Origin of the sequence: Nocardia sp. NPDC049526 (assembly GCF_044465765.1) — a bacterium.
In the GTDB taxonomy this organism is placed as follows: Bacteria; Actinomycetota; Actinomycetes; order Mycobacteriales; family Mycobacteriaceae; genus Nocardia.
The window spans coordinates 407,375-426,508 of sequence record NZ_JBITMA010000004.1 but is presented as its reverse complement, the minus strand read 5'-3'; the positions used below and the strand labels follow the sequence as shown (position 1 = coordinate 426,508).

Genomic DNA, 19,134 nt, shown 5'->3' with positions numbered 1-19,134 from the left:
CTGCGATGGGATCCGGGAAACTCACCGATAGTGCGGCGACGGTCATCATCGGCCAGCAGGTGCGCCCGGGTTTCGAGAAGGCATTCAAGTCGTGGCAGGAGGACCTGAACGCCGCGGCATCGGGCTATCCGGGATTCCTCGGAGCCGAGATCGCCGCTCCCACCGCGGTGCAGCCCGAATGGGTCGTGGTCTACCGCTTCGACTCCGTCGGCCGTCTACAGGATTGGATAAACAGCGCCACCCGTCAGGAATTCCTGGACAGCGGGCAGCAATACTTCGACGGCCCCGCCACCCAGCAGGTCATCAGTGGCGGCACGCGACCGGTGGATCCCCTCGTGACGGTCGTGGTCACCCACCGCGTGACCCCCGACAGCGTTGCGGATTTCCTTACGTGGCAAGCAGATCTGAGCCGGGAGGAGGCGAAATTCGAAGGCTTCCGCGGCACCGAGCTGTTCCGCCCGATCGAGGGTGTGCAGGACGAGTGGACGGCGCTCTACCGCTTCGATACCGCGGCGAACCTGGCCACCTGGCTCACCTCGAAACGGCGGCAAGAGCTCCTCACCGAGGGCGAGAAGTTCAGCGACTTCGAGCTGCGCACCATCGATAACTCGTTCGGCAGCTGGTTCGCCTTCGACGAGAACGGCAACGAGACTGCGGCTCCGTCGGATACCAAGACCGCCGTCGCGGTGTGGGTGGGCCTCTACCCGACCGTCGTGCTGCTCACCCTCGCACTGTCACCCCTGAAGATGCCGCTCTGGCTGGGGTTGCTCATCGGCAATCTGCTGTCCAGTTTCGTGATGAGCTTCTTCACGATGCCGTACTACGTGAACCGGTTGCTGCGGCGATGGCTGCGCCCGCCCCCGGATACACCGGTGGCCAAGATGAACCGCCGTGGCATCGCCATTGTCGTCGCCGTCATGCTGGCGTGGGTAGTCATCTTCTACGTGGTGACGACCCAGCTGTGGTCGTTGCCCTAACGGCCACCCAGCGGTGCAGGCCCAGTCGGTGCGGGAATCGTGCTCAATAGCGTCGGTGTCAGGGTTGTGGCATCCGGGTCGGCTCGGTTCAGTCCGAACTTTCGGATCTCGGTCTGTCCACTGATGAGCAGATCCGCGCCGGAGGTTGTGCTGGTGGTCCCCACCCGCACGCCGCTGCCCGCAGGTGCATCGGTGAACGGGACGAACGACGCGATCTCTCGGAACGCGACCGTGCTCGCATGATGGTTCGGGCTCTCTGTGTACATCGCGGGCTGCCCGTCGAGCCGCGACCCGCTCGACCACACGCGCACTGTGCCGTCGCCGCCGAGCATGCCGGCGATGATGCTCTTCGCTCCGCCCTCGGCGCCGGCCACCCACCCTGTCGAAAGCGCGACACCGTCCCGGTAGTTCTCGTCGAAAGCCAGGAACTCCGAGGTCATTACCGGCTCGCTGGAATGACCGGCGTGGTTGTCGCCTTTCGCCGTGTACAGGTCGTAGCGGAAGGTCTTCACACGCGGGGCGTCACCGGGACCAGGTGCGGTCACAATGCCGGCCCGGCCTGACGCGGTATCGACCATCCCGGCGGCAACCGTGACCCCAGCCGTCGATCCGGGATACGGCGTGAAGGTCGAATACTGCTCGGGTGCCTTGCCGTGTTCACTCGGCAGCGTCGACGAGAACACCTTCACCTGGGATTCGATGCCGGGGCCCGAGCCGGCGATGATGTTGTCGGCCAATGCATTTCCATCGATATCGGCACCCGCGACATCGACCCCGCCGCGGAAGTCGGGTCCGAACGGCGCGAACCGAGCCAGTTCCTCACTGAAGGGCGCACCGCCCGCGCCGTTGTAGGCCACGACCTCCGAGCTCACTCCCGCGCCGGTACCGGCCACCAGGTCGAGCACCCCATCCCCGTTCACATCGGCCATCGCGACAGTCGGTGTGCCCTCGAACGAAGTGAACGGCGTGACCGTCGCGACCAGCCTGTCGCCATTGCCGTCGTATACCTGCACGGTCGCGGGCTTGCCGGGCGAACCCGGTATCGCCACCGCATAGGTCGATACCGCGGGGATTACGTCGACGAGCGCCATCAGGCCGTTGTCCTCGTGATTGAGGCGATGGCAATGGATTACGAAGGTGCCGATGTACTCGGAGAACTTCATGCGCAACGTCACCGAGGCGGGCACGAGCGGGTTCTCGTTCGCGTCGGTCACCGGGGCAGGCACATTGACGTTGTCCTCACCCCACATCTGCACGCCGGTCCTGGTATTCGCCACCGGATCCACGATCTCCATCACCTGCATATCGTTCACATGGATGTGCATCGGGTGCTGGTCATTGTTCAGGTTGGTGATCAGCCATTCCTCGACCGAGTCGAGTCGCGGTTGGAGCAGCGGGATATTCGGGAAGGTGTTGTCGTCGAACTGGTAGGTGAACGCCTTGGGATCGCTGCTGCTGGCCTTGTCGTTGCCGAAACCACCCGTGACCGTGAGCGTGCGTCGCACATCGGGCTGCCCGACCGACGTGTCCACGAAAGAGGTGTAGGCGTCGAGCTGCTGGCCCGGCACGAACGGCGTGGTCTGCCCGATGCCGTCGTCGGGCCGCACCCGGATGAGCTTCTGGGTGGGGAAGACGAAAAAGCCGTCCTCGTAGCTGATGAACGAGGGGTCGATGCTGAGCGTGCCGAGCACGGCGGGTGGGTGGTCGGTACCGTTATTCGTATAGAGCACACCGGGATTCGTGACCGGGCGTGCTCCGGGCAGGGGTGGCATCTCGAGCACGAGATCGCCGGTTCGCGGCATTGTCACAGCGATCGCGTATCGCGACCCCGGCGGGATGACCAGGCGGGTGCCGTCGCCGTCGACCGGCGGGTGGACCTCGGAGAAGGGGACGCCGTCCTGGCCGACGATCGCGAACTGCGGATGGTTGCCGGTCGTGGTCTCGGTCAGCGTGACCGGCATATAGGCGAAGTCGCTGATATTCGCCAGGATCCAGATCTCGGTCTGACCGGGCTTCAGTTTCAACGAGGGCTGGAACTGTCCGTTGATCGTGAACTGGACGTCGCGCTGGTTGTCGGGCAGCGTCGGGTCCGCCGGGACCGTGATGGGCGGCTGGGTCGTCGGGTCGCTGGTGAAACTCTGCAGGTTGTTCGGCACGAACTGGGTTTGCCCGCGGTGGTTGGCGGGCGACAGCGGCCCGCTGTGCCAGTTGGTGACGTACCGGGAGCCCGTAGTTGTTTCCGCGAAGTTCACCGGGGCCAGGCTCGGCCGGTAGGTGCCGTCGGCGAGCTGCGATCCCTCCGGCGGCCGCAGTGTGCTCACGTACTGCGGCCAGTTCGGGTCGTTCAACTGATGGCCGCGGCCTTTGCGGTCGAAGACGAAGTTGTACTGCAGCGCCATAACGCGGATCGGAATGCTGTTCTGCGTCACCAGTGGCAGATTGCCGTCGGGCCGCCCGATTTCCAGTAGTCCCGCAGCCCCTTGTAGGTCTGTTGCGCCGTGACTGTGTGGCGATGGCTGTGGTACCAGTACATGCCGTTCGGCATGCTCTTCGGCACCGCATAGTCGTAGACGTTGCCCTTGCCCGCCGGGATGTCGAGCAGGACATTGTCGGCGTTGCCGTCGGGGCTCACATGCAGTCCGTGGGTGTGCAGGTTGAGGGGCGACGAGGCGAGGGCAGGCGGGTAGATCGGCACATCGCCGCCCACGGGAGTGAAGGCCGGGTTGTAGAAGTCCCTGATCGTCAGCCCCTGCAGATCGTTGTCGAAGTGCACGATCAAGCGCTCGCCCGGATCGACCCGCAGCGTCGGCGCCGGATAACCGTTGTCCCCCTTGGTCGAGCCGTCCGAGGCGGTTCCTCTGATGAGGTCGTAGCCGAAGACCAGCAAGTTCGAAACCGGTTCCGAGACCGTGTCGAGGGCGACGGTGCCCTGATGCGCCGACAGCCGGACTTCGAGAACGCCGTTCTTGCTCATCAGTTCGACCGGCTCTTTGTACGCGACCGGGGCGTTGCCGCCGCTCGAGGTAGTGGACCCATCGGACGTGCACGCGGCAACCAGCAGTGCTATCGACGCGGCAATAGCCACGATCGTGACAATCGGCTTCCTTCGACGAGTAACCATGGGCTCGGCGTTTCCACGACAGCGGCTGGGTTCCAAAGCATCGATCGACGACCCGAAGACTACTCAGGAAGTCGGTCGGCTCGCTCGGATTTGCCGTGGGATGAGCCGCTGACCATCGCAGACGCGCCGGAGCGGGGAATACCGGAAGGTGGTCGGCGGGTTGCGCATCGTGGGTGAGTCGCGGACAAATCGGCGAATGCGACGGGATACCCCGAAGATGTGCAGGTCAACGGTGGGATAGGCTTTGACGGTCATGAAGTCGGCTTTTGCGGGTCCGGTCCATGGGGCGCCCCAGACGGTCTACCTCGATCATGCGGCGACCACTCCGATGGTGCCTGCCGCGATCGAGGCGATGACGGCTGCCCTCGGGATGGCGGGCAATGCCTCCTCACTGCACGGTTCGGGACGTGCGGCCCGGCGGATGCTGGAGGAGGCACGCGAGTCGATCGCCGCCGATCTGGGCGCCCGGCCATCGGAGGTGATTTTCACCTCCGGCGGGACCGAGAGCGACAATCTGGCGATCAAGGGCATCTACTGGGCCCGCCATGATGCCGAACCGCGCCGGACCAGGATTATCGCGGGTTCGACCGAACATCATGCCGTCATCGATGCCGTCGAGTGGCTGGAGCAGCACGAGGGCGCGCAGGTGACCTGGCTGCCGGTCGACTCCGACGGTGTGGTGTCGCCGCGGGTGCTGCGGGCGGCGCTGGCCGAACATATCGACGAGGTCGCACTGGTGTCCATCATGTGGGCCAATAACGAGGTCGGCACCATTGCGCCGATCGTCGAATTGGCCGCGGTGGCACAGGAATTCGGCGTGCCCATGCACAGTGACGCGATCCAGGCCGCCGCGCAGCTGCCGATCGATTTCGCGGCGAGTGGGCTTTCGGCCGCGAGTTTCGCCGGGCACAAGGTCGGTGGACCGCATGGTGTCGGCGTGCTGCTGCTCGGCAGGCAGGTGCCGTGTGTGCCGCTCCTGCACGGCGGCGGGCACGAGCGCGATCTGCGCTCCGGGACCTCCGATACCGCCGCGGCGGTCGGACTCGCCACCGCACTGAACTACACGGTGACCGAGTTACCGACGCGCACAAAGGAATTGACAGCGCTGCGGGACGAGCTGATCAAGGGCATCCGCGATGCGGTTCCGGATGCGGTGCTGAGCGGTCCGGACGGTACGCGTCGGTTGCCGGGCAATGTGCACTTCACTTTTCCTGGCTGCGAAGGTGATTCGCTGCTGATGCTGTTGGACGCGGCCGGGATCGAATGCTCTACCGGGTCGGCCTGCAATGCGGGTGTGGCCACCCCGAGTCATGTGTTGATCGCCATGGGCGTGCAGCCGTGGCAGGCCCGCGGTTCACTGCGCTTTTCGTTGGGGCACACCTCGACTCGCGCCGATGTGGACGCGGTGCTGAATGTCTTGCCCCAGATTGTGGAAAGGGCCATGGCCGCGGGTCTGGCCGGTGCGAAGGGAGGTGTCTGATGCGGGTTCTCGCCGCGATGAGTGGTGGTGTGGATTCGGCTGTGGCGGCGGCACGTGCCGTCGACGCTGGTCACGAGGTGGTCGGCGTACATCTGGCGCTGTCCGCGACACCGGGCACCCTGCGCACCGGTTCGCGCGGTTGCTGCTCGAAGGAGGATGCGGGCGACGCCCGGCGGGCCGCCGACGTGCTCGGAATCCCCTTCTATGTCTGGGATTTCGCGGACCGCTTCAAGGAAGACGTGATCGACGATTTCGTCGCCGCCTACGCCGCGGGTGAAACCCCGAATCCTTGTCTGCGTTGCAACGAGAAGATCAAGTTCTCCGCCCTCGCCGACCGTGCGGTGGCCCTCGGCTTCGATGCCGTGGTCACCGGCCATTACGCGCGGCTCGAGGAAGGTGTGCTGCGCCGTGCCGTCGATGCCGACAAGGACCAGTCCTATGTGCTCGCGGTGCTGACCGCGCAGCAGCTGTCGCGGGCCATGTTCCCGGTGGGCGACACCCCTAAGCCGCAGATCCGCGCCGAGGCCGCCGAGCGCGGGCTCGCGGTGGCGAATAAGCCCGACAGCCATGACATCTGCTTCATCCCGTCCGGTGACACCCAGGCCTTCCTCGGCGCGAAGATCGGCATCCGGCCGGGTGCGGTCGTCGACTCCGACGGGCAGGTGCTCGCGAATCACGAAGGCGTGCACGGGTTCACGATCGGTCAGCGCAAGGGGCTCGGACTGCCGGGCCCGGCCGCCGATGGTAAGCCGCGCTATGTCACCGAGATCGATCCCGACTCCGGCACCGTCCGCGTCGGCTCGGCCGAGGATCTGCAGGTGTGGACCGTAGCGGCCGATCGCGCCATCTGGACCTCCGGCGCGGCGCCCGAGGGCCCGATCGAGTGCGTGGCGCAGGTGCGCGCACACGGTGGTACCGCACCGGCCGTGGCCGAGGCGGTCGGCGACGGGCTGATTGTGCGACTGCGCGAGCCGCTGACCGGTGTCGCCCGCGGCCAGGCCGTTGTGCTGTATCGCCCGGATACGTTGGGAGATCAGGTGATCGGCAGCGGCACCATCACCGGCACCGCGCGCGATGCGTCGGATTCTGTGAGTAGCGCGGGCGCGAGCACAAGGCAGTGAGTGACGCCGACATCGGGCGGCGCGGCAAGCGAGATCGCTTCGTCCCGGCACAGACCGGGTTCCACCACACGATGGGGTGCATACCCCGCATAGGGGCAACGCAGTGAGTGAAATCGCCAAGGAATCAGGCGAAATCCCGGCGAAGGAACCCGTGCGGATTGCGGGCGGGATCGCGACCGCCGTCGGTTCCTGGCCGGGTACGGATCCGCGGGAGGCTGCGGCCACGATCATCGGTGAGTTGCCGGATCTGCCGCATCTGGTCGAATTGCCCGGGCGCGGTGTGGGTTCGGACATGATCGGGCGCATCTCGGCACTCCTGGTGGATATGCGATTCGACACCACCACGCGGGGTTATCGGCTGGCATCCCGGCCCGGTGCGGTCTCGCGGCGTGCGCACGATCTGCTCAGGTCGGATCTGGACGCACTCGAAGAGGCCTGGGCGACAACGGGTTCGGTAGGTACGGTCAAACTGCAGGCCACCGGACCGCTGAGCCTCGCGGCCCAACTCGAACTCCCCGTCGGACACCGGGTCCTCACCGATTCCGGTGCGGTGCGCGATATTTCGGAATCACTGGCCGAAGGTCTGGCCCAGCACGTGGACGAGGTCCGCAAACGTCTCGGCGCGGAAGTCGTTCTGCAACTGGATGAACCATCACTGACCGATGTGCTGAACGGCTCTCTGCGCGGCGTCAGCGTGCTCAACACGGTGCGCGAGGTCCCCGAACCGGAGGCACTCGCGGTGCTGGACGCGGTCATCACCGCCCAGGCCGTCCCAGTACTGATCCACACCTGCGCCGACGCGCCCGCCCTATCCTTCCTTCGCGGCAGTGCGGCCACCGCAATCGGCTTCGATATGGCCACCATCACCACTCGCGGACTCGACGATATCGGCGAAACCCTCGACGCGGGAAAACAATTGGTTCTCGGCCTCGTTCCGGTCACGCCACCCGGCATACTCCCGACCTGGCGCGATATCGCCGAACCCGGAGTCCGCCTCGTCGACCGCCTCGGCCTGCGTCGCACCGTCCTGGCCTCCCAGATCCTGGTCGCCCCCGCCTGCGGGCTGGGCGGTGCGCCACTCGAATGGGCCCGCCGAGCCCTCCGCCTCTCCACCGAAGTAGCCCGCGCCTTCGCCGAAGAGCCGGAGTCCCTGGACTTCTCCTGACGTGCGGTGCCGCCGATTGCTATCGTCGTAGGTGCGGACGCGCGAAGACCACGGGCCGGTATGGGTTAGTCCGGTCAGCCTTCCGCTTCACACCGCACTGCAAGGTGCGACCTGTGCGTCCCTTCCGTTGTTGTGCGCGAAGGGAGCGTCATGGGTTTTCGAGTAGTCGTCGTCGGGGCCGGCCTCGGTGGCCTCGGCCTGGCTCAGGGTCTACGACAAGCAGGTATCGAAGTCGTTGTCTACGAACGGGATTCTGCGCTGACCGTCCGTCGGCAGGGCTATCGGCTGCATATCGACAGCCACGGCAGGGATGCCCTGGTTCGGTTGCTGCCGCCGCAGCTATTTCGGGTGTTCCAGGCCACCGCCGGACTGCCGAATCCCCGGTTCACCGCGCTGAATCATCGACTCGAACGGGTATTCACCCAGGTGGAGGATGATCCGGCGGCGGTTTCCCTGGCGGTCGACCGGCTGGTACTGCGTCAACTGCTGTTCGCGGGTATCGAGGACGCTGTCGAATTCGGAAAAGAGTTGCGGAGCTACGAGATTCAGCGAGACGGCCGAGTCGTCGCACATTTTGCGGACGGCGGCCGCGCAGACGGTGATGTCCTGGTCGCCGCAGACGGCGTGAATTCCGCTGTGCGACAGCAATACCTGCCGCACGCGCGGATCGTCGACACCGGGGTGCGCCAGCTGTACGGCGCGATGCCACTCACCGACCGCACACGGGATCTGTTCGAGGACGATATGTTCGGCGTCTTCACCGCTGTCACCGGTCCGGAGCGCACCTACCTCGGCGTCGCGCCGGTCGAGTTTCCCGTGCCGCCGCAGCAGGCCGGCGCGATGGCAGGCCTTACGCTGCTGCCGTTATCCGACTACATGACATGCTCTTTCGGCGCGCGGCGGGAATGGTTCGCCGATTCGGGGGAAGCGCTGCGTGCGGCGAACGGCGCAAAATTGCACGCCATCATGACTGCCGCGACCCGGGACTGGCATCCGCGGGTTCGCGAGATCGTCGCGCACTGCCGACCGGATTCACTGTTCGCGCTGCCACTGCGCACCAGCGTGCCGATCGACCCGTGGCCGACCACCCGCGTCACCCTGCTCGGCGATGCGATCCATGCGATGAGTCCGGCGGCGGGTTCCGGTGCGTGTACGGCACTGCGCGATGCGGCTCGGTTGACCGTCGCCCTGACCGAGGCTCGCGCGAGCGGCGATCCGATCGCCGCATTGCGCGCGTACGAGACGGAGATGATCGACTACGGATTCGCGGCGGTGCGGGCGGGCGCTATCGACGGGCAACGTCACCTCGGACAGGATCCGCTGCCCGGATAGTCCGCCGCGACGTGCGGGAATGTGGCGATGACTTGTCGGTGGGCTCGACTAGTGTGCGTTGGGTGAGTGACAGCGACATTGCGGCGGAGCCGGCTACGGCGGAGCAGCGGGTGGAGTGGCAGCGGCTTGCGGACGAGGTTCGGGAGCACCAGTTCCGGTACTACGTGCGGGACGCGCCCATCATCTCCGACGGTGAGTTCGACAAGCTGCTGCGGCAACTGCAGGCGCTCGAGGACGCACATCCGGATCTGCGCACGCCCGATTCGCCGACCCAGCTGGTCGGCGGCGGATTCGCGACGGATTTCACCGCCGTGGACCACCTCGAGCGAATGCTGTCGCTGGACAATGTCTTCGACTTCGACGAGCTGCGCACTTGGGCCGGCCGGGTCGAAGCCGAGACCGGGTCGAATCTGCACTATCTGTGCGAGGTGAAGATCGACGGTGTCGCACTGAACCTGGTGTACGAGAAGGGGCGGTTGGTGCGCGGCGCGACCCGCGGCGACGGCCGCACCGGTGAGGACGTCACGCTCAACGCGCGCACCATCGAGGACATTCCGGGCGAGCTGACCGCGACCGCGGAGTTCCCGATCCCGGAGCTGCTCGAGGTGCGCGGCGAGGTCTACTTCCGGCTGGCGGATTTCGAGACCCTCAACGCGGCGATCGTGGCCGAGGGCAAACCGCCGTATGCGAATCCGCGCAATACCGCGGCGGGTTCGCTGCGCCAGAAAGATCCGGCGGTCACCGCGCGGCGGCGGCTGCGGATGATCTGCCACGGCTTCGGACGCATGGAGGGCTACACCCCGAACTCACAGCACGAGGCCTACCGCGCGCTCGCCGCATGGGGTCTGCCGGTCTCCGAACACACCAAACTGGTGCAGGGTATCGATGCGGTGATCGAGCGCGTCAACTATTGGGGCGAGCACCGTCACGATATCGAGCACGAAATCGACGGCCAGGTGATCAAGGTCGACGAGATGGCGCTGCAGCGCAGGCTCGGCTCGACCTCACGCGCCCCGCGCTGGGCAATCGCCTACAAGTATCCGCCCGAAGAGGCCACGACCAAGCTGCTGAATATCGAGGTGAACGTCGGGCGCACCGGCCGGGTCACCCCGTTCGCGGTAATGGAACCGGTCTCCATCGCGGGCTCCACGGTCGCCATGGCCACCCTGCACAATGCCTCCGAGGTCAAGCGCAAGGGCGTGCTCATCGGCGACACCGTCACCATCCGCAAGGCCGGTGACGTGATTCCGGAGGTGCTCGGCCCGGTGGTCGACGCACGCACCGGCGACGAGCGCGAATTCGTCATGCCGACGCACTGTCCGGAATGCGGCACCGAGCTGGCGCCGCAGAAGGAGGGCGACGCCGATATCCGCTGTCCCAACCAGCAGTTCTGTCCGGCGCAGCTGCGGGAGCGGGTGTTCCATGTGGCCGGTCGCGGTGCGTTCGATATCGAATCGCTGGGCTACGAGGCCGCCAATGATCTGCTGAAGTCGAGCGCGATCACCGACGAGGGCGATCTGTTCGACCTCGACGAGGCGCGACTGCTGACCACCACGCTGTTCGCCAATAAGGACGGCGGCCTGTCCGCCAATGGCAAGCGACTGCTGGAGAACTTGCAGACCGCCAAGAATCGGCCGCTGTGGCGGGTACTGGTCGGGTTGTCCATCCGGCACGTCGGGCCTACCGCGGCGCGGGTGCTGGCCAGGGAATTCGGCAGTCTCGATCGGATCCAGGACGCTGCGGTCGAGGAACTGGCCGCCGCCGACGGTGTCGGTCCGACCATTGCCGCCGCGGTCGCCGAATGGTTCACCGTCGATTGGCATCGCGCGATCGTCGACAAGTGGCGTGCCGCGGGCGTGCGGATGGCCGATGAACGCGACGAGTCCATCGAGCGCACCCTCGAGGGTCTATCGATCGTGGTAACCGGATCGCTGGAAGGGTTTTCCCGCGACGGCGCCAAGGAGGCGATCCTGGTGCGCGGCGGTAAGGCCGCGGGCTCGGTCTCGAAGAAGACGGCATTCGTGGTGATCGGTGATTCGCCGGGCTCCAAGGCCGACAAGGCGGAGGAACTCGGTGTGCCGATCCTCGACGAGGACGGATTCCGCAAGCTGCTCGAGCAGGGTCCGGCGGCGGTCACGCCGGAGACGGCCGCCGAGGATGCCGAAGCCGAGGAGTAGATATGCCGCCGGCGAATACTCCTTGACCTGAACCTGGCTTCAGGTATGACGATCGACTGGTAGGTAACTATCAGGAGATTCGATATGACTCACCGCTCTACCGCTCTGATCACCGGTGCTTCGGCGGGATTCGGTCTGGCTCTTGCGCGCTCGCTCATCGGGCGCGGCTGGCGGGTGATCGGCACCGCCCGCCGCGCCGACCGGCTGGCCCGGGCGGCGGCCGAACTCGGCGAAGCCTTTTTGGCCGTGCCGGGCGATATCACCGATCCGGCGCACCGCGCCGAGCTGGCCGAGGTCGCGGGCGAATTCGGACATCTCGACCTGCTCGTGAACAATGCGAGCAGGCTCGGGCCCAGTCCGATGCCGCGACTGGCGAACTATCCGCTCGATCAGCTCGAGCTGGTGTATCGGACCAATGTCATTGCCCCGCTCGCGGTCCTGCAGTTCGCGCTGCCACTGCTCGATCCGGATGGTGTCGCGGTGAATATCAGCTCCGATGCGGGCGTCGAACCGTATCCGGACTGGGGCGGCTACGGCTCGTCGAAGGCTGCCCTGGATCAACTCACCGCCATCCTGGCCGCCGAACATCCGGAGCTGTCGATCTACTCCTTCGATCCCGGCGATATGCGCACCGAAATGCATCAGGCGGCATTTCCCGGCGACGATATCTCCGATCGTCCCGAGCCCGAGACAGTCGTGCCCGCGCTGCTGCGCTTGATCGAGCAGCGACCCAAGAACGACCGCTATACCGCCGCCGATTTCGCCGCGGGGGTCGGTAGATGACCACCGCGCTGAATGAATGGCCCGATGTGCTGCCACCCGAGCGAAATGCCGCCGTTCCGCCGGAGGCGCGCGGACTGGCTCGCGACGAGGTACGGATGCTGGTGGCGGCGGATCGCCTCACCCACAACACCTTCCGTGAACTCCCACAGCATCTGCACGCGGGTGACCTTGTGGTGGTGAACAATTCGGCGACACTGGCCGCGGCGGTCGACGGCACCCTCGACGGCATGCCGGTCACGCTGCATCTGTCCACCTGGCTCAACGCACCCGTCGACGGTGCGAGCGGGCCACCGGACACCTTCGGCGGTTGCGACGGACTGTGGGTAGTCGAGGTGCGCACCCGCGAGCGCACGCCCTATCCGCGTGACCTCCACCCGGGCAATGAGATTCAGCTGCCGGAGGGGGCCGCCGCCACCCTGCGTGAACCCTGGCTACCGAGTGCACGCCGACTCTGGATCGCCGAACTCAGCGCCGATCCCACCTGGCTGCTGGCGACCCACGGCTATCCGATCACCTATTCGTATGTGCCACAACGTTGGTCGCCTTCGTACTACGCGACCGTCTTCGGCCGGATCCCGGGCAGCGCCGAAATGCCCAGTGCGGCACGTCCGTTCACGCAAAGGCTGGTGCTCGACCTGGTGACTTCAGGCGTCGCGATCGCGCCGATCACCCTGCACACCGGGGTCTCCTCGCCCGAGGCGGGCGAACCCCCGAGCCCGGAGCGGTTCGCTGTATCGGCGACGACCGCACGTCTGGTGAACGACACCAAGGCGGCGGGCGGGCGCGTCATCGCGGTCGGCACCACGGTGACGCGAGCGTTGGAGACCACCGCCGATCACAACGGAAGCGTGCATCCGGCCCGGGGGTGGACCGAACTGGTCCTCGGTCCGCGACACCCCGCCCGGGTGGTCGACGGCATCATTACCGGCTGGCACGCGCCCGGCGCATCGCATCTGGAGCTACTCGTTGCGGTCGCGGGCGAGGCCACCGTCCACGAGGCGTATGCGACCGCACTCGATACCGGATATCTCTGGCACGAGTTCGGTGACAGCGCGTTGCTCTTCGGTCCCGGCGCTAGGAGGGGCTGATGCTCACGGTGGAGTCGAGCTGGCCACCGACCTCGATCCGGCCGCACTTACCGTCGCTGAGATCGAGGTGGGCGTTCCTGGTCTTGGTCCGGCTCTTCTGGATGGTGGTGTCGACGATGACCTGGACCTTGCCCACCGAGCACACCTTCACGAGCGCGGGCGAGCCGTCGAAGCTGTAGGTGCCGCCACTCTGGCAGGTGTTGGTCTCGTCGTGGAAGAAGATCCGGGCGGTACCGTCCGGACAGGGCGCCTCGGCGGCAGCTTGCGGCGGTCCGAGCACGACCAGCGGGCCGAGCGCGAGCGCGGCCGCGACGGAGCTGCGGGCCACTAGACGACTAATCGTCAGTTCCATCGTTGAATCCCTCATCAGTACATTTCCGGCAGATGCCAGCGGGTAGCCGCGGCGCCTGCATGATAACGCGTGACGTGCGCATTTGTCCGGCGGAAGCACCGCGGGCGGTGCCTGTCGCGGCCGTGACGCGGATGCGGTGTCGCGGTCCGGCGGGTGAACCGACAGGATGGCGGGATGCTGCGCAGTTTTCAGGTGACGAATCACAGATCGCTGGCCGAACGGCAGGACTTGCGTTTGAGCCGGGGGAGCGGACCGGTCGCGGTGCCGGTGACGGCGGTGCACGGTGCGAGTGCCGCGGGCAAGACGAGCCTGATCGACGCGCTGGGGCAGATGCGCGATGCGGTGTTGCATTCGGTGACCGGCTGGGATCCTTACGCGGGACCGGTGCGCGCGCCGCATCGCGGATTCCCGGATCGCCCTTCGGAATTCGTGGCGAGCTTCGTCGCGGAGGGTGTGCCGTACACCTACGGGTTCCGGCTGGACAACGCGGATGTGACGGCCGAGTGGCTCTACACGCATCCGCGCTCGCGCAAGCGAATCGTGTTCGAGCGCAACGGCGAGCAGATCAAGATCGGGCCGATGTTCGAGGCCGCGCGCTACGGTATCGCCGCATTGTTGCCGCTGGTGCGGCCGAATGCGTTGCTGCTCAGTCTCGCCGGGCAGATGTATGCCGAGGCGCTGGTGCCCGCGTATCGGTGGTTCTCCGCGATGCTCGAGGTGCAGCACGGCGCGACGGATGCGACGGCGGTCGCACATCGCCTCGGCAGTCATCTTTCCGCGGCCCCGGACCATGCGGTGCGGCTGCTCATGTTGCTGCGCACCGCCGAACTCGGCATCGCCGATCTGCTGATCGCCGAGCCGGACCCGATGTACGCGGACTACCTGCGCGAACTCGACGCCGATATCGCGGGGACCGGCAAACAGGTGGAGTTGTGTGCGACCTCACCGGCGCATGCTGACCAGTTGCTGCGGGAGAACGGCATCACCGAGATCATGCTCGAACGCGAGCTGACCAATCTGAAGGCCGCGCGCGATGCCCTCTACACCCGGATGGTCGAGCGTCGCGGCGTCGGCCTCGGACTGGTGCACGCCGGCATCGACTCCGCCTTCGATATCACCGACGAATCCGCCGCCACCCTCTCGATGCTGCGCTTGCTCCCGACCATGCTCGACGCACTGGACTCCGGCCGGGTGCTCGCGATCGACGATATCGGCGCGCACCTGCCGGTCGAGGAGACCGATCGGCTGATTCAGCTCTTCCAGAATCCGGAGACCAATTCCCGTGGCGCGCAACTGATCTTCACCACGAACAATCGGTCGCTGATCGATCGCGCGAACGGTCGCTCCCAGCGCACCCGCACCGCGGTCTGGCAGATCCGCCGCACCGATCACGGCACCAGCGAGCTCGCCTCGCTGTAGTCCGTGGCATCGCCCACATGAGGCCATCGGTCGCTGCCGGTGAGCATGCGGCGCTGCGGTGCCCAACAGTGCCGCGGTTTGCCTGCCCGGACCAATTGCCGGTGGCATGGTGCAATTCGCGATGCCGGTGAGCGCCTGCGCCGGACTCGCTTGCCGCCGTGCCAATCGCGTGTTTGCCTGCCCGGACCGAGCGTGGGTCGGGGGTGCGTTCTGGCTGTCGGCGGGTGTGCTGCGTTGGCGTTGGTTGCCGTCGTGCACAGCGGCGTCGCGGTATGGGTGTCCGGACCCGGCGTGGGTCGCATGGTGCAGGTCGCGATGCGGTGAGTGTGCTGCGCCGGACTCGGTTGCTGCCGTGCCCAGCAGTGCCTCGGTATGTACGCCTGGACCAATAGCATGGGTGCCATGGTGCAGTTCGCGATGCTGGTGATCATGGTCGGCGCGCTGGTGGCGATGGTCATGCTCTACCTGCGTGGGCGCAACGGTGTCCGGCTGTCGAATCCGGAGTCGGGGACGCTGTATGTCACCGGGGTGAGCCCGCGGCCCGACGCGACCGGCGAGCAGTACGTGACCATTACCGGCAATCTGACCGGTCCGTCGGTGCCCGGCACCGTGGTGTACGGCCGTCTGGTGTGGGATGTGAACAACTGGCCTGCCATCGGGGATCTGATCCCGGTCGTCTACCCGTCCGGCAAACCGGAACGCTGGCAGATCTCGCACCCGGACGCCCGTCCTGGGCTCGGTTCCTGACCGACGTCGATGTCGAGTCGGCGGCCTCCGCGGCGAATCCGGTCGACCGACCGGGTTGTTCGGGAGGGGCCGCTCGGGCGGTGGGAGGATGCCGGTATGGATGTGCAGGACTCCCAGGTCGTCGTTCGCGACGCTCGTCCGGACGAATACGACGCCGTCGGTGACCTGACGGTCGAGGTGTATGTCGGGGAGGGCTATGTGCGTCCCGGCAGCCCGTATGTGACCGAACTCGCCGATATCACCCATCGCGCGGGTGCGGCGCAGGTGCTGGTCGCCGTGCACGACGATCGGGTGGTCGGTTCGCTGGCGGTAGCTCGGCCGGGAACGCCTTACGCGGAGATCGCCCGACCGGGGGAGCTGGAGTTCCGGATGCTCGCCGTGTCGAAGTCGGCGCGCGGGCTAGGTGCGGGAACGGCGTTGGTGCGCACCGTCATCGAGACCGCACAGGCCGAATCCTTTGCCGCCGTGGTGCTTACCACGATGCCCGCCATGGTCGACGCACGGCGGATCTATGACCGATTCGGTTTCGTCCCTGCGCCGGAGCGGGATTGGAAGACCGATGCGGGCGAATGGCTGTCGGTGCTGAGGCTGGATCTCCCAGCCTGAATATCCGACAGCACCGACCGGTGTCGGCCGAGCGGCGACCTGCGCGGTCAGAATTCGGGCGTCCTCAGCCCAATGCGGTCGCGACGATCCCCGCGAGGTAACCGAGCCGTGCCACCTCGGACGGGCGAAAGTCGGGCCCACCGGGACGCCCGAGCAGCAGCACCTTGCCGGTATTTCCGAGCGGCGCGGCGGCCAGCTTGGTGTCCATATCGCGCCAGATCTGCGGCACCCAGTCGGCCTCGGGATCCAGGACGGCGGGCTTCTCCAACGGCATCCACGGCGCCGAACCAGCCTGCGTCTGCGGCGCACTCTGGCTGCCGACCAGGCGATAGGCACCCTGCGGCCCCATATCGATGATGGTGCTCCAGCCGACGCGCAGCACTCGCGGCACTCCGTCGACGAGCACCTGCAGCCGATCGTCGCGCGCACTGGCGACCTGATCGATCAGTTCGAGTTCGCGATGGGTATCCAGCACACCGGAATACGGGCGGATGGAGTCCACGTGCACATCGCCGATCGATTCGGCGGCGGTGATCAAGGTATCCGGTAGCGCACCCTGCGGCACCTCGACCACGAGATCGTCGACCGCGTATCCCGCACCCCGTTCGACCACGTCGAGGGAGAGGATGTCGGCGCCGACGGAGCCCAGTGCGAGCGCGAGCGCACCCAGGCTTCCCGGTCGATCCGGAAGTTGCACGCGGAGCAGGTAAGACACGCGCGTTCCTTTCCTTGGCGGCCGAGGCTCTGAAACGAATACCCGGGTCACGCAATACTTACACCCACAAGTCCCGGTTATCGACTCGAAGTGCGGCCAGTGACGGATGCCACAGTGCGAATTCGCGCGGAAGCGGCGTGTCACGCTAGCCGGAGGGGTGTGTCGTTGCATGCGCGGCTCCTGTGAAAGTTGTGGAGTGGGGAGTCGCTAGGCTGTTCGTTGGCCGTTCACCAAGCTCAACCATGCCGAAAGGGGTCCGCGGTGCCCGCCATCTCCCGCGACGAGGTCGCACACCTCGCCCGGCTGTCCAGGCTCGCCCTGTCCGAAGCCGAACTGGATCAGTTCGCCGGTCAGTTGGATTCGATCCTGAGTCACGTGCGGACCATCTCCGAGGTCGCCGCCGCCGATGTGCCGGCGACCGCGTCGCCGAATCCGGCGACCAATGTGACGCGTCCGGATCAGGTCATCCCGTGCCTCACCCCGGACGAGGCGCTCTCGGGTGCCCCCGCGGTCGAGGACCAGCGGTTCCTGGTCCCGCAGATCCTGGGAGAGGGCGAATGACCGACGACCTGACCACGCTGCCCGCTGCCGAGTTGGCGGCGAAGATCCATGGCCGTGAGGTGACCTCGGTGGAGGTCACCCAGGCGCATCTGGATCGGATCGCCACCGTCGACGGTGAGTACCACGCATTCCTGCATGTGGCCGGCAACGAGGCGCTCAGCGCAGCCGCCGCGGTGGACGCCGCGCTCGCCGCGGGCGATGCGCCCGCCTCGCCGCTGGCCGGAGTTCCGTTGGCGCTCAAGGACGTTTTCACGACCACGGATATGCCGACCACATGTGCCTCGAAGATTCTCGAGGGCTGGGTCGCACCGTACGACGCGACGCTGACCAGCCGGTTGCGCGCCGCGGGCATCCCGATCCTCGGCAAGACCAACATGGACGAGTTCGCGATGGGCTCCTCCACCGAGAACTCGGCCTTCGGTCCGACCCGAAATCCGTGGGATACCACCAGGATTCCGGGTGGTTCGGGTGGTGGCTCGGCGGCCGCACTGGCTTCGCATCAGGCGCCGCTGGCGATCGGCACCGATACCGGTGGGTCGATTCGGCAGCCCGCCGCGGTGACCGCGACCGTCGGCACCAAGCCGACCTACGGCACGGTCTCCCGGTTCGGTCTGGTCGCGTGTGCGTCCTCGCTGGATCAGGGTGGTCCGTGCGGTCGCACCGTCCTCGATACCGCGCTGCTGCACGAGGTGGTCGCCGGATACGACCCGCGCGACTCCACCTCCCGCGACGTGCCGGTGCCGCCGGTGGTCGCCGCGGCACGCCAGGGCGCCACGGGCGATCTGCGCGGCGTGAAAGTCGGTGTGGTGAAGGAACTGCACTCCGACAGCTACCAGCCGGGCGTCATCGCGTCCTTCGATGCGGCGGTCGGTGTGCTGAAGGATTTGGGCGCCGAGGTCGTCGAAGTGTCTTGTCCGCACTTCGAATACGCGCTCGCCTCCTACTATCTGATCCTGCCGAGCGAGGTGTCCTCGAACCTCGCGCGCTTCGACGCCATGCGCTACGGACTGCGCGTCGCCGACGACGGCAACCACAGCGCGGAGCAGGTCATGGCCGCGACCCGCGCCGCCGGATTCGGCCCGGAAGTCAAGCGCCGCATCATGATCGGCACCTACGCGCTGTCGGCCGGGTACTACGACGCCTACTACGGTCAGGCGCTCAAGGTGCGCACGCTGATCGCCCGCGACTTCGACAAGGCCTACGAGCAGGTCGACGTCCTGGTCTCCCCGACCAGCCCCTTCACCCCGTGGAAGCTGGGTGAGAAGGTCGACGATCCGCTGGCGATGTACCTCTCCGACCTGTGCACCCTGCCCACGAACCTGGCGGGGCATCCGGCGATGTCGGTGCCGTCCGGATTGAGCAAGGACGATGGGATGCCGGTGGGTCTGCAGATCATGGCTCCCGCGCTTGCCGATGATCGGCTCTACCGCGTCGGTGCGGCGTATGAGGCCGCGCGGGGGCCGGTCGCGTAAGAAGTATTGGCCTGAGCG

Annotated in this window: 15 protein-coding genes and 1 pseudogene; 13 read left to right on the top strand and 3 right to left on the bottom strand. The window is 66.6% G+C overall.

Features of this window, described 5'->3' with window-relative positions:
- The first annotated feature begins 5 nt into the window (after nucleotides 1-5).
- Entirely contained in the window at nucleotides 6-977 is a 972-nt protein-coding gene (locus tag ACIBW7_RS15525) for an antibiotic biosynthesis monooxygenase (RefSeq protein ID WP_397046885.1), read from the top strand.
- On the opposite strand, the pseudogene ACIBW7_RS15520 reads toward ACIBW7_RS15525, so the two are convergent.
- A pseudogene (locus ACIBW7_RS15520) lies at nucleotides 974-4,098 on the bottom strand (multicopper oxidase domain-containing protein). The gene ACIBW7_RS15525 and the pseudogene ACIBW7_RS15520 overlap by 4 nt on opposite strands.
- Nucleotides 4,099-4,351: 253 nt before the next feature.
- Between ACIBW7_RS15520 and ACIBW7_RS15515 the strand changes: the two are divergent.
- The 7 genes from ACIBW7_RS15515 to ACIBW7_RS15485 all read left to right on the top strand — a co-directional run bounded on the left by ACIBW7_RS15515 (nucleotide 4,352) and on the right by ACIBW7_RS15485 (nucleotide 13,244).
- Nucleotides 4,352-5,578 carry a cysteine desulfurase family protein gene (locus ACIBW7_RS15515; RefSeq protein ID WP_397046884.1) on the top strand — a complete coding sequence of 409 codons (1,227 nt, stop codon included), beginning with the start codon at nucleotides 4,352-4,354 and terminating at the stop codon, nucleotides 5,576-5,578.
- Nucleotides 5,578-6,699, top strand: coding sequence for a tRNA 2-thiouridine(34) synthase MnmA (gene mnmA, locus ACIBW7_RS15510; RefSeq protein WP_397046883.1), 1,122 nt, complete (start codon nucleotides 5,578-5,580; stop codon nucleotides 6,697-6,699). The genes ACIBW7_RS15515 and mnmA overlap by 1 nt, the downstream gene beginning before the upstream one ends.
- A 112-nt stretch (nucleotides 6,700-6,811) precedes the next feature.
- Nucleotides 6,812-7,864 (top strand): methionine synthase, encoded by a 1,053-nt coding sequence (locus ACIBW7_RS15505; RefSeq protein ID WP_397047086.1) that lies wholly within the window; start codon nucleotides 6,812-6,814, stop codon nucleotides 7,862-7,864.
- Between the two features lie 150 nt (nucleotides 7,865-8,014).
- Complete coding sequence (locus ACIBW7_RS15500; RefSeq protein WP_397046882.1) at nucleotides 8,015-9,196, top strand: FAD-dependent oxidoreductase; 1,182 nt, start codon at nucleotides 8,015-8,017, stop codon at nucleotides 9,194-9,196.
- Nucleotides 9,197-9,258: 62 nt separating this feature from the next.
- Nucleotides 9,259-11,373, top strand: coding sequence for an NAD-dependent DNA ligase LigA (gene ligA / locus ACIBW7_RS15495; RefSeq protein ID WP_397046881.1), 2,115 nt, complete (start codon nucleotides 9,259-9,261; stop codon nucleotides 11,371-11,373).
- An 84-nt stretch (nucleotides 11,374-11,457) separates the two neighbouring features.
- Entirely contained in the window at nucleotides 11,458-12,156 is a 699-nt protein-coding gene (locus ACIBW7_RS15490; protein WP_397046880.1) for an SDR family NAD(P)-dependent oxidoreductase, read from the top strand.
- Entirely contained in the window at nucleotides 12,153-13,244 is a 1,092-nt protein-coding gene (locus tag ACIBW7_RS15485; RefSeq protein ID WP_397046879.1) for an S-adenosylmethionine:tRNA ribosyltransferase-isomerase, read from the top strand. Before ACIBW7_RS15490 ends, ACIBW7_RS15485 begins: the two co-directional genes overlap by 4 nt.
- Here the strand turns inward: ACIBW7_RS15485 and ACIBW7_RS15480 are convergent.
- The gene (locus ACIBW7_RS15480) at nucleotides 13,231-13,596 is read right to left on the bottom strand and encodes a hypothetical protein (RefSeq protein ID WP_397046878.1); all 366 of its coding nucleotides are present in this window, start codon (nucleotides 13,594-13,596) and stop codon (nucleotides 13,231-13,233) included. The genes ACIBW7_RS15485 and ACIBW7_RS15480 overlap by 14 nt on opposite strands.
- A gap of 174 nt (nucleotides 13,597-13,770) precedes the next feature.
- Here ACIBW7_RS15480 and ACIBW7_RS15475 point away from each other — a divergent pair, with 174 nt between their 5' ends.
- The 3 genes from ACIBW7_RS15475 (at nucleotide 13,771) to ACIBW7_RS15465 (ending at nucleotide 16,368) form a co-directional block, all read left to right on the top strand.
- Nucleotides 13,771-15,015: an ATP/GTP-binding protein gene (locus ACIBW7_RS15475; RefSeq protein WP_397046877.1), complete on the top strand. Its 1,245-nt coding sequence runs from the start codon at nucleotides 13,771-13,773 to the stop codon at nucleotides 15,013-15,015.
- A 402-nt stretch (nucleotides 15,016-15,417) separates the two neighbouring features.
- Nucleotides 15,418-15,762 (top strand): hypothetical protein, encoded by a 345-nt coding sequence (locus tag ACIBW7_RS15470; RefSeq protein ID WP_397046876.1) that lies wholly within the window; start codon nucleotides 15,418-15,420, stop codon nucleotides 15,760-15,762.
- A 96-nt stretch (nucleotides 15,763-15,858) separates the two neighbouring features.
- The gene (locus tag ACIBW7_RS15465; protein ID WP_397046875.1) at nucleotides 15,859-16,368 is read left to right on the top strand and encodes a GNAT family N-acetyltransferase; all 510 of its coding nucleotides are present in this window, start codon (nucleotides 15,859-15,861) and stop codon (nucleotides 16,366-16,368) included.
- A 64-nt stretch (nucleotides 16,369-16,432) separates the two neighbouring features.
- Here ACIBW7_RS15465 and ACIBW7_RS15460 read toward each other — a convergent pair whose 3' ends face one another.
- Complete coding sequence (locus ACIBW7_RS15460) at nucleotides 16,433-17,083, bottom strand: amino acid-binding protein (protein ID WP_364357815.1); 651 nt, start codon at nucleotides 17,081-17,083, stop codon at nucleotides 16,433-16,435.
- 261 nt (nucleotides 17,084-17,344) lie between these two features.
- On the opposite strand from ACIBW7_RS15460, the gene gatC reads away from it, so the two are divergent.
- Together gatC and gatA are read left to right on the top strand one after the other, a co-directional pair.
- Nucleotides 17,345-17,644, top strand: coding sequence for an Asp-tRNA(Asn)/Glu-tRNA(Gln) amidotransferase subunit GatC (gene gatC / locus ACIBW7_RS15455; protein WP_040693716.1), 300 nt, complete (start codon nucleotides 17,345-17,347; stop codon nucleotides 17,642-17,644).
- Entirely contained in the window at nucleotides 17,641-19,116 is a 1,476-nt protein-coding gene (gene gatA / locus ACIBW7_RS15450; RefSeq protein WP_397046874.1) for an Asp-tRNA(Asn)/Glu-tRNA(Gln) amidotransferase subunit GatA, read from the top strand. The genes gatC and gatA overlap by 4 nt, the downstream gene beginning before the upstream one ends.
- The last annotated feature ends 18 nt before the right edge of the window (nucleotides 19,117-19,134 follow it).

Coding starts and splice junctions, on each gene's coding strand:
- ACIBW7_RS15525 (WP_397046885.1), top strand. CDS start 6: ATGGGATCCGGGAAACTCACCGATAGTGCGGCGACGGTCATCATCGGC.
- ACIBW7_RS15515 (WP_397046884.1), top strand. CDS start 4,352: ATGAAGTCGGCTTTTGCGGGTCCGGTCCATGGGGCGCCCCAGACGGTC.
- mnmA (WP_397046883.1), top strand. CDS start 5,578: ATGCGGGTTCTCGCCGCGATGAGTGGTGGTGTGGATTCGGCTGTGGCG.
- ACIBW7_RS15500 (WP_397046882.1), top strand. CDS start 8,015: ATGGGTTTTCGAGTAGTCGTCGTCGGGGCCGGCCTCGGTGGCCTCGGC.
- ACIBW7_RS15490 (WP_397046880.1), top strand. CDS start 11,458: ATGACTCACCGCTCTACCGCTCTGATCACCGGTGCTTCGGCGGGATTC.
- ACIBW7_RS15485 (WP_397046879.1), top strand. CDS start 12,153: ATGACCACCGCGCTGAATGAATGGCCCGATGTGCTGCCACCCGAGCGA.
- ACIBW7_RS15480 (WP_397046878.1), bottom strand. CDS start 13,596: ATGGAACTGACGATTAGTCGTCTAGTGGCCCGCAGCTCCGTCGCGGCC.
- ACIBW7_RS15475 (WP_397046877.1), top strand. CDS start 13,771: ATGCTGCGCAGTTTTCAGGTGACGAATCACAGATCGCTGGCCGAACGG.
- ACIBW7_RS15470 (WP_397046876.1), top strand. CDS start 15,418: ATGGTGCAGTTCGCGATGCTGGTGATCATGGTCGGCGCGCTGGTGGCG.
- ACIBW7_RS15465 (WP_397046875.1), top strand. CDS start 15,859: ATGGATGTGCAGGACTCCCAGGTCGTCGTTCGCGACGCTCGTCCGGAC.
- gatA (WP_397046874.1), top strand. CDS start 17,641: ATGACCGACGACCTGACCACGCTGCCCGCTGCCGAGTTGGCGGCGAAG.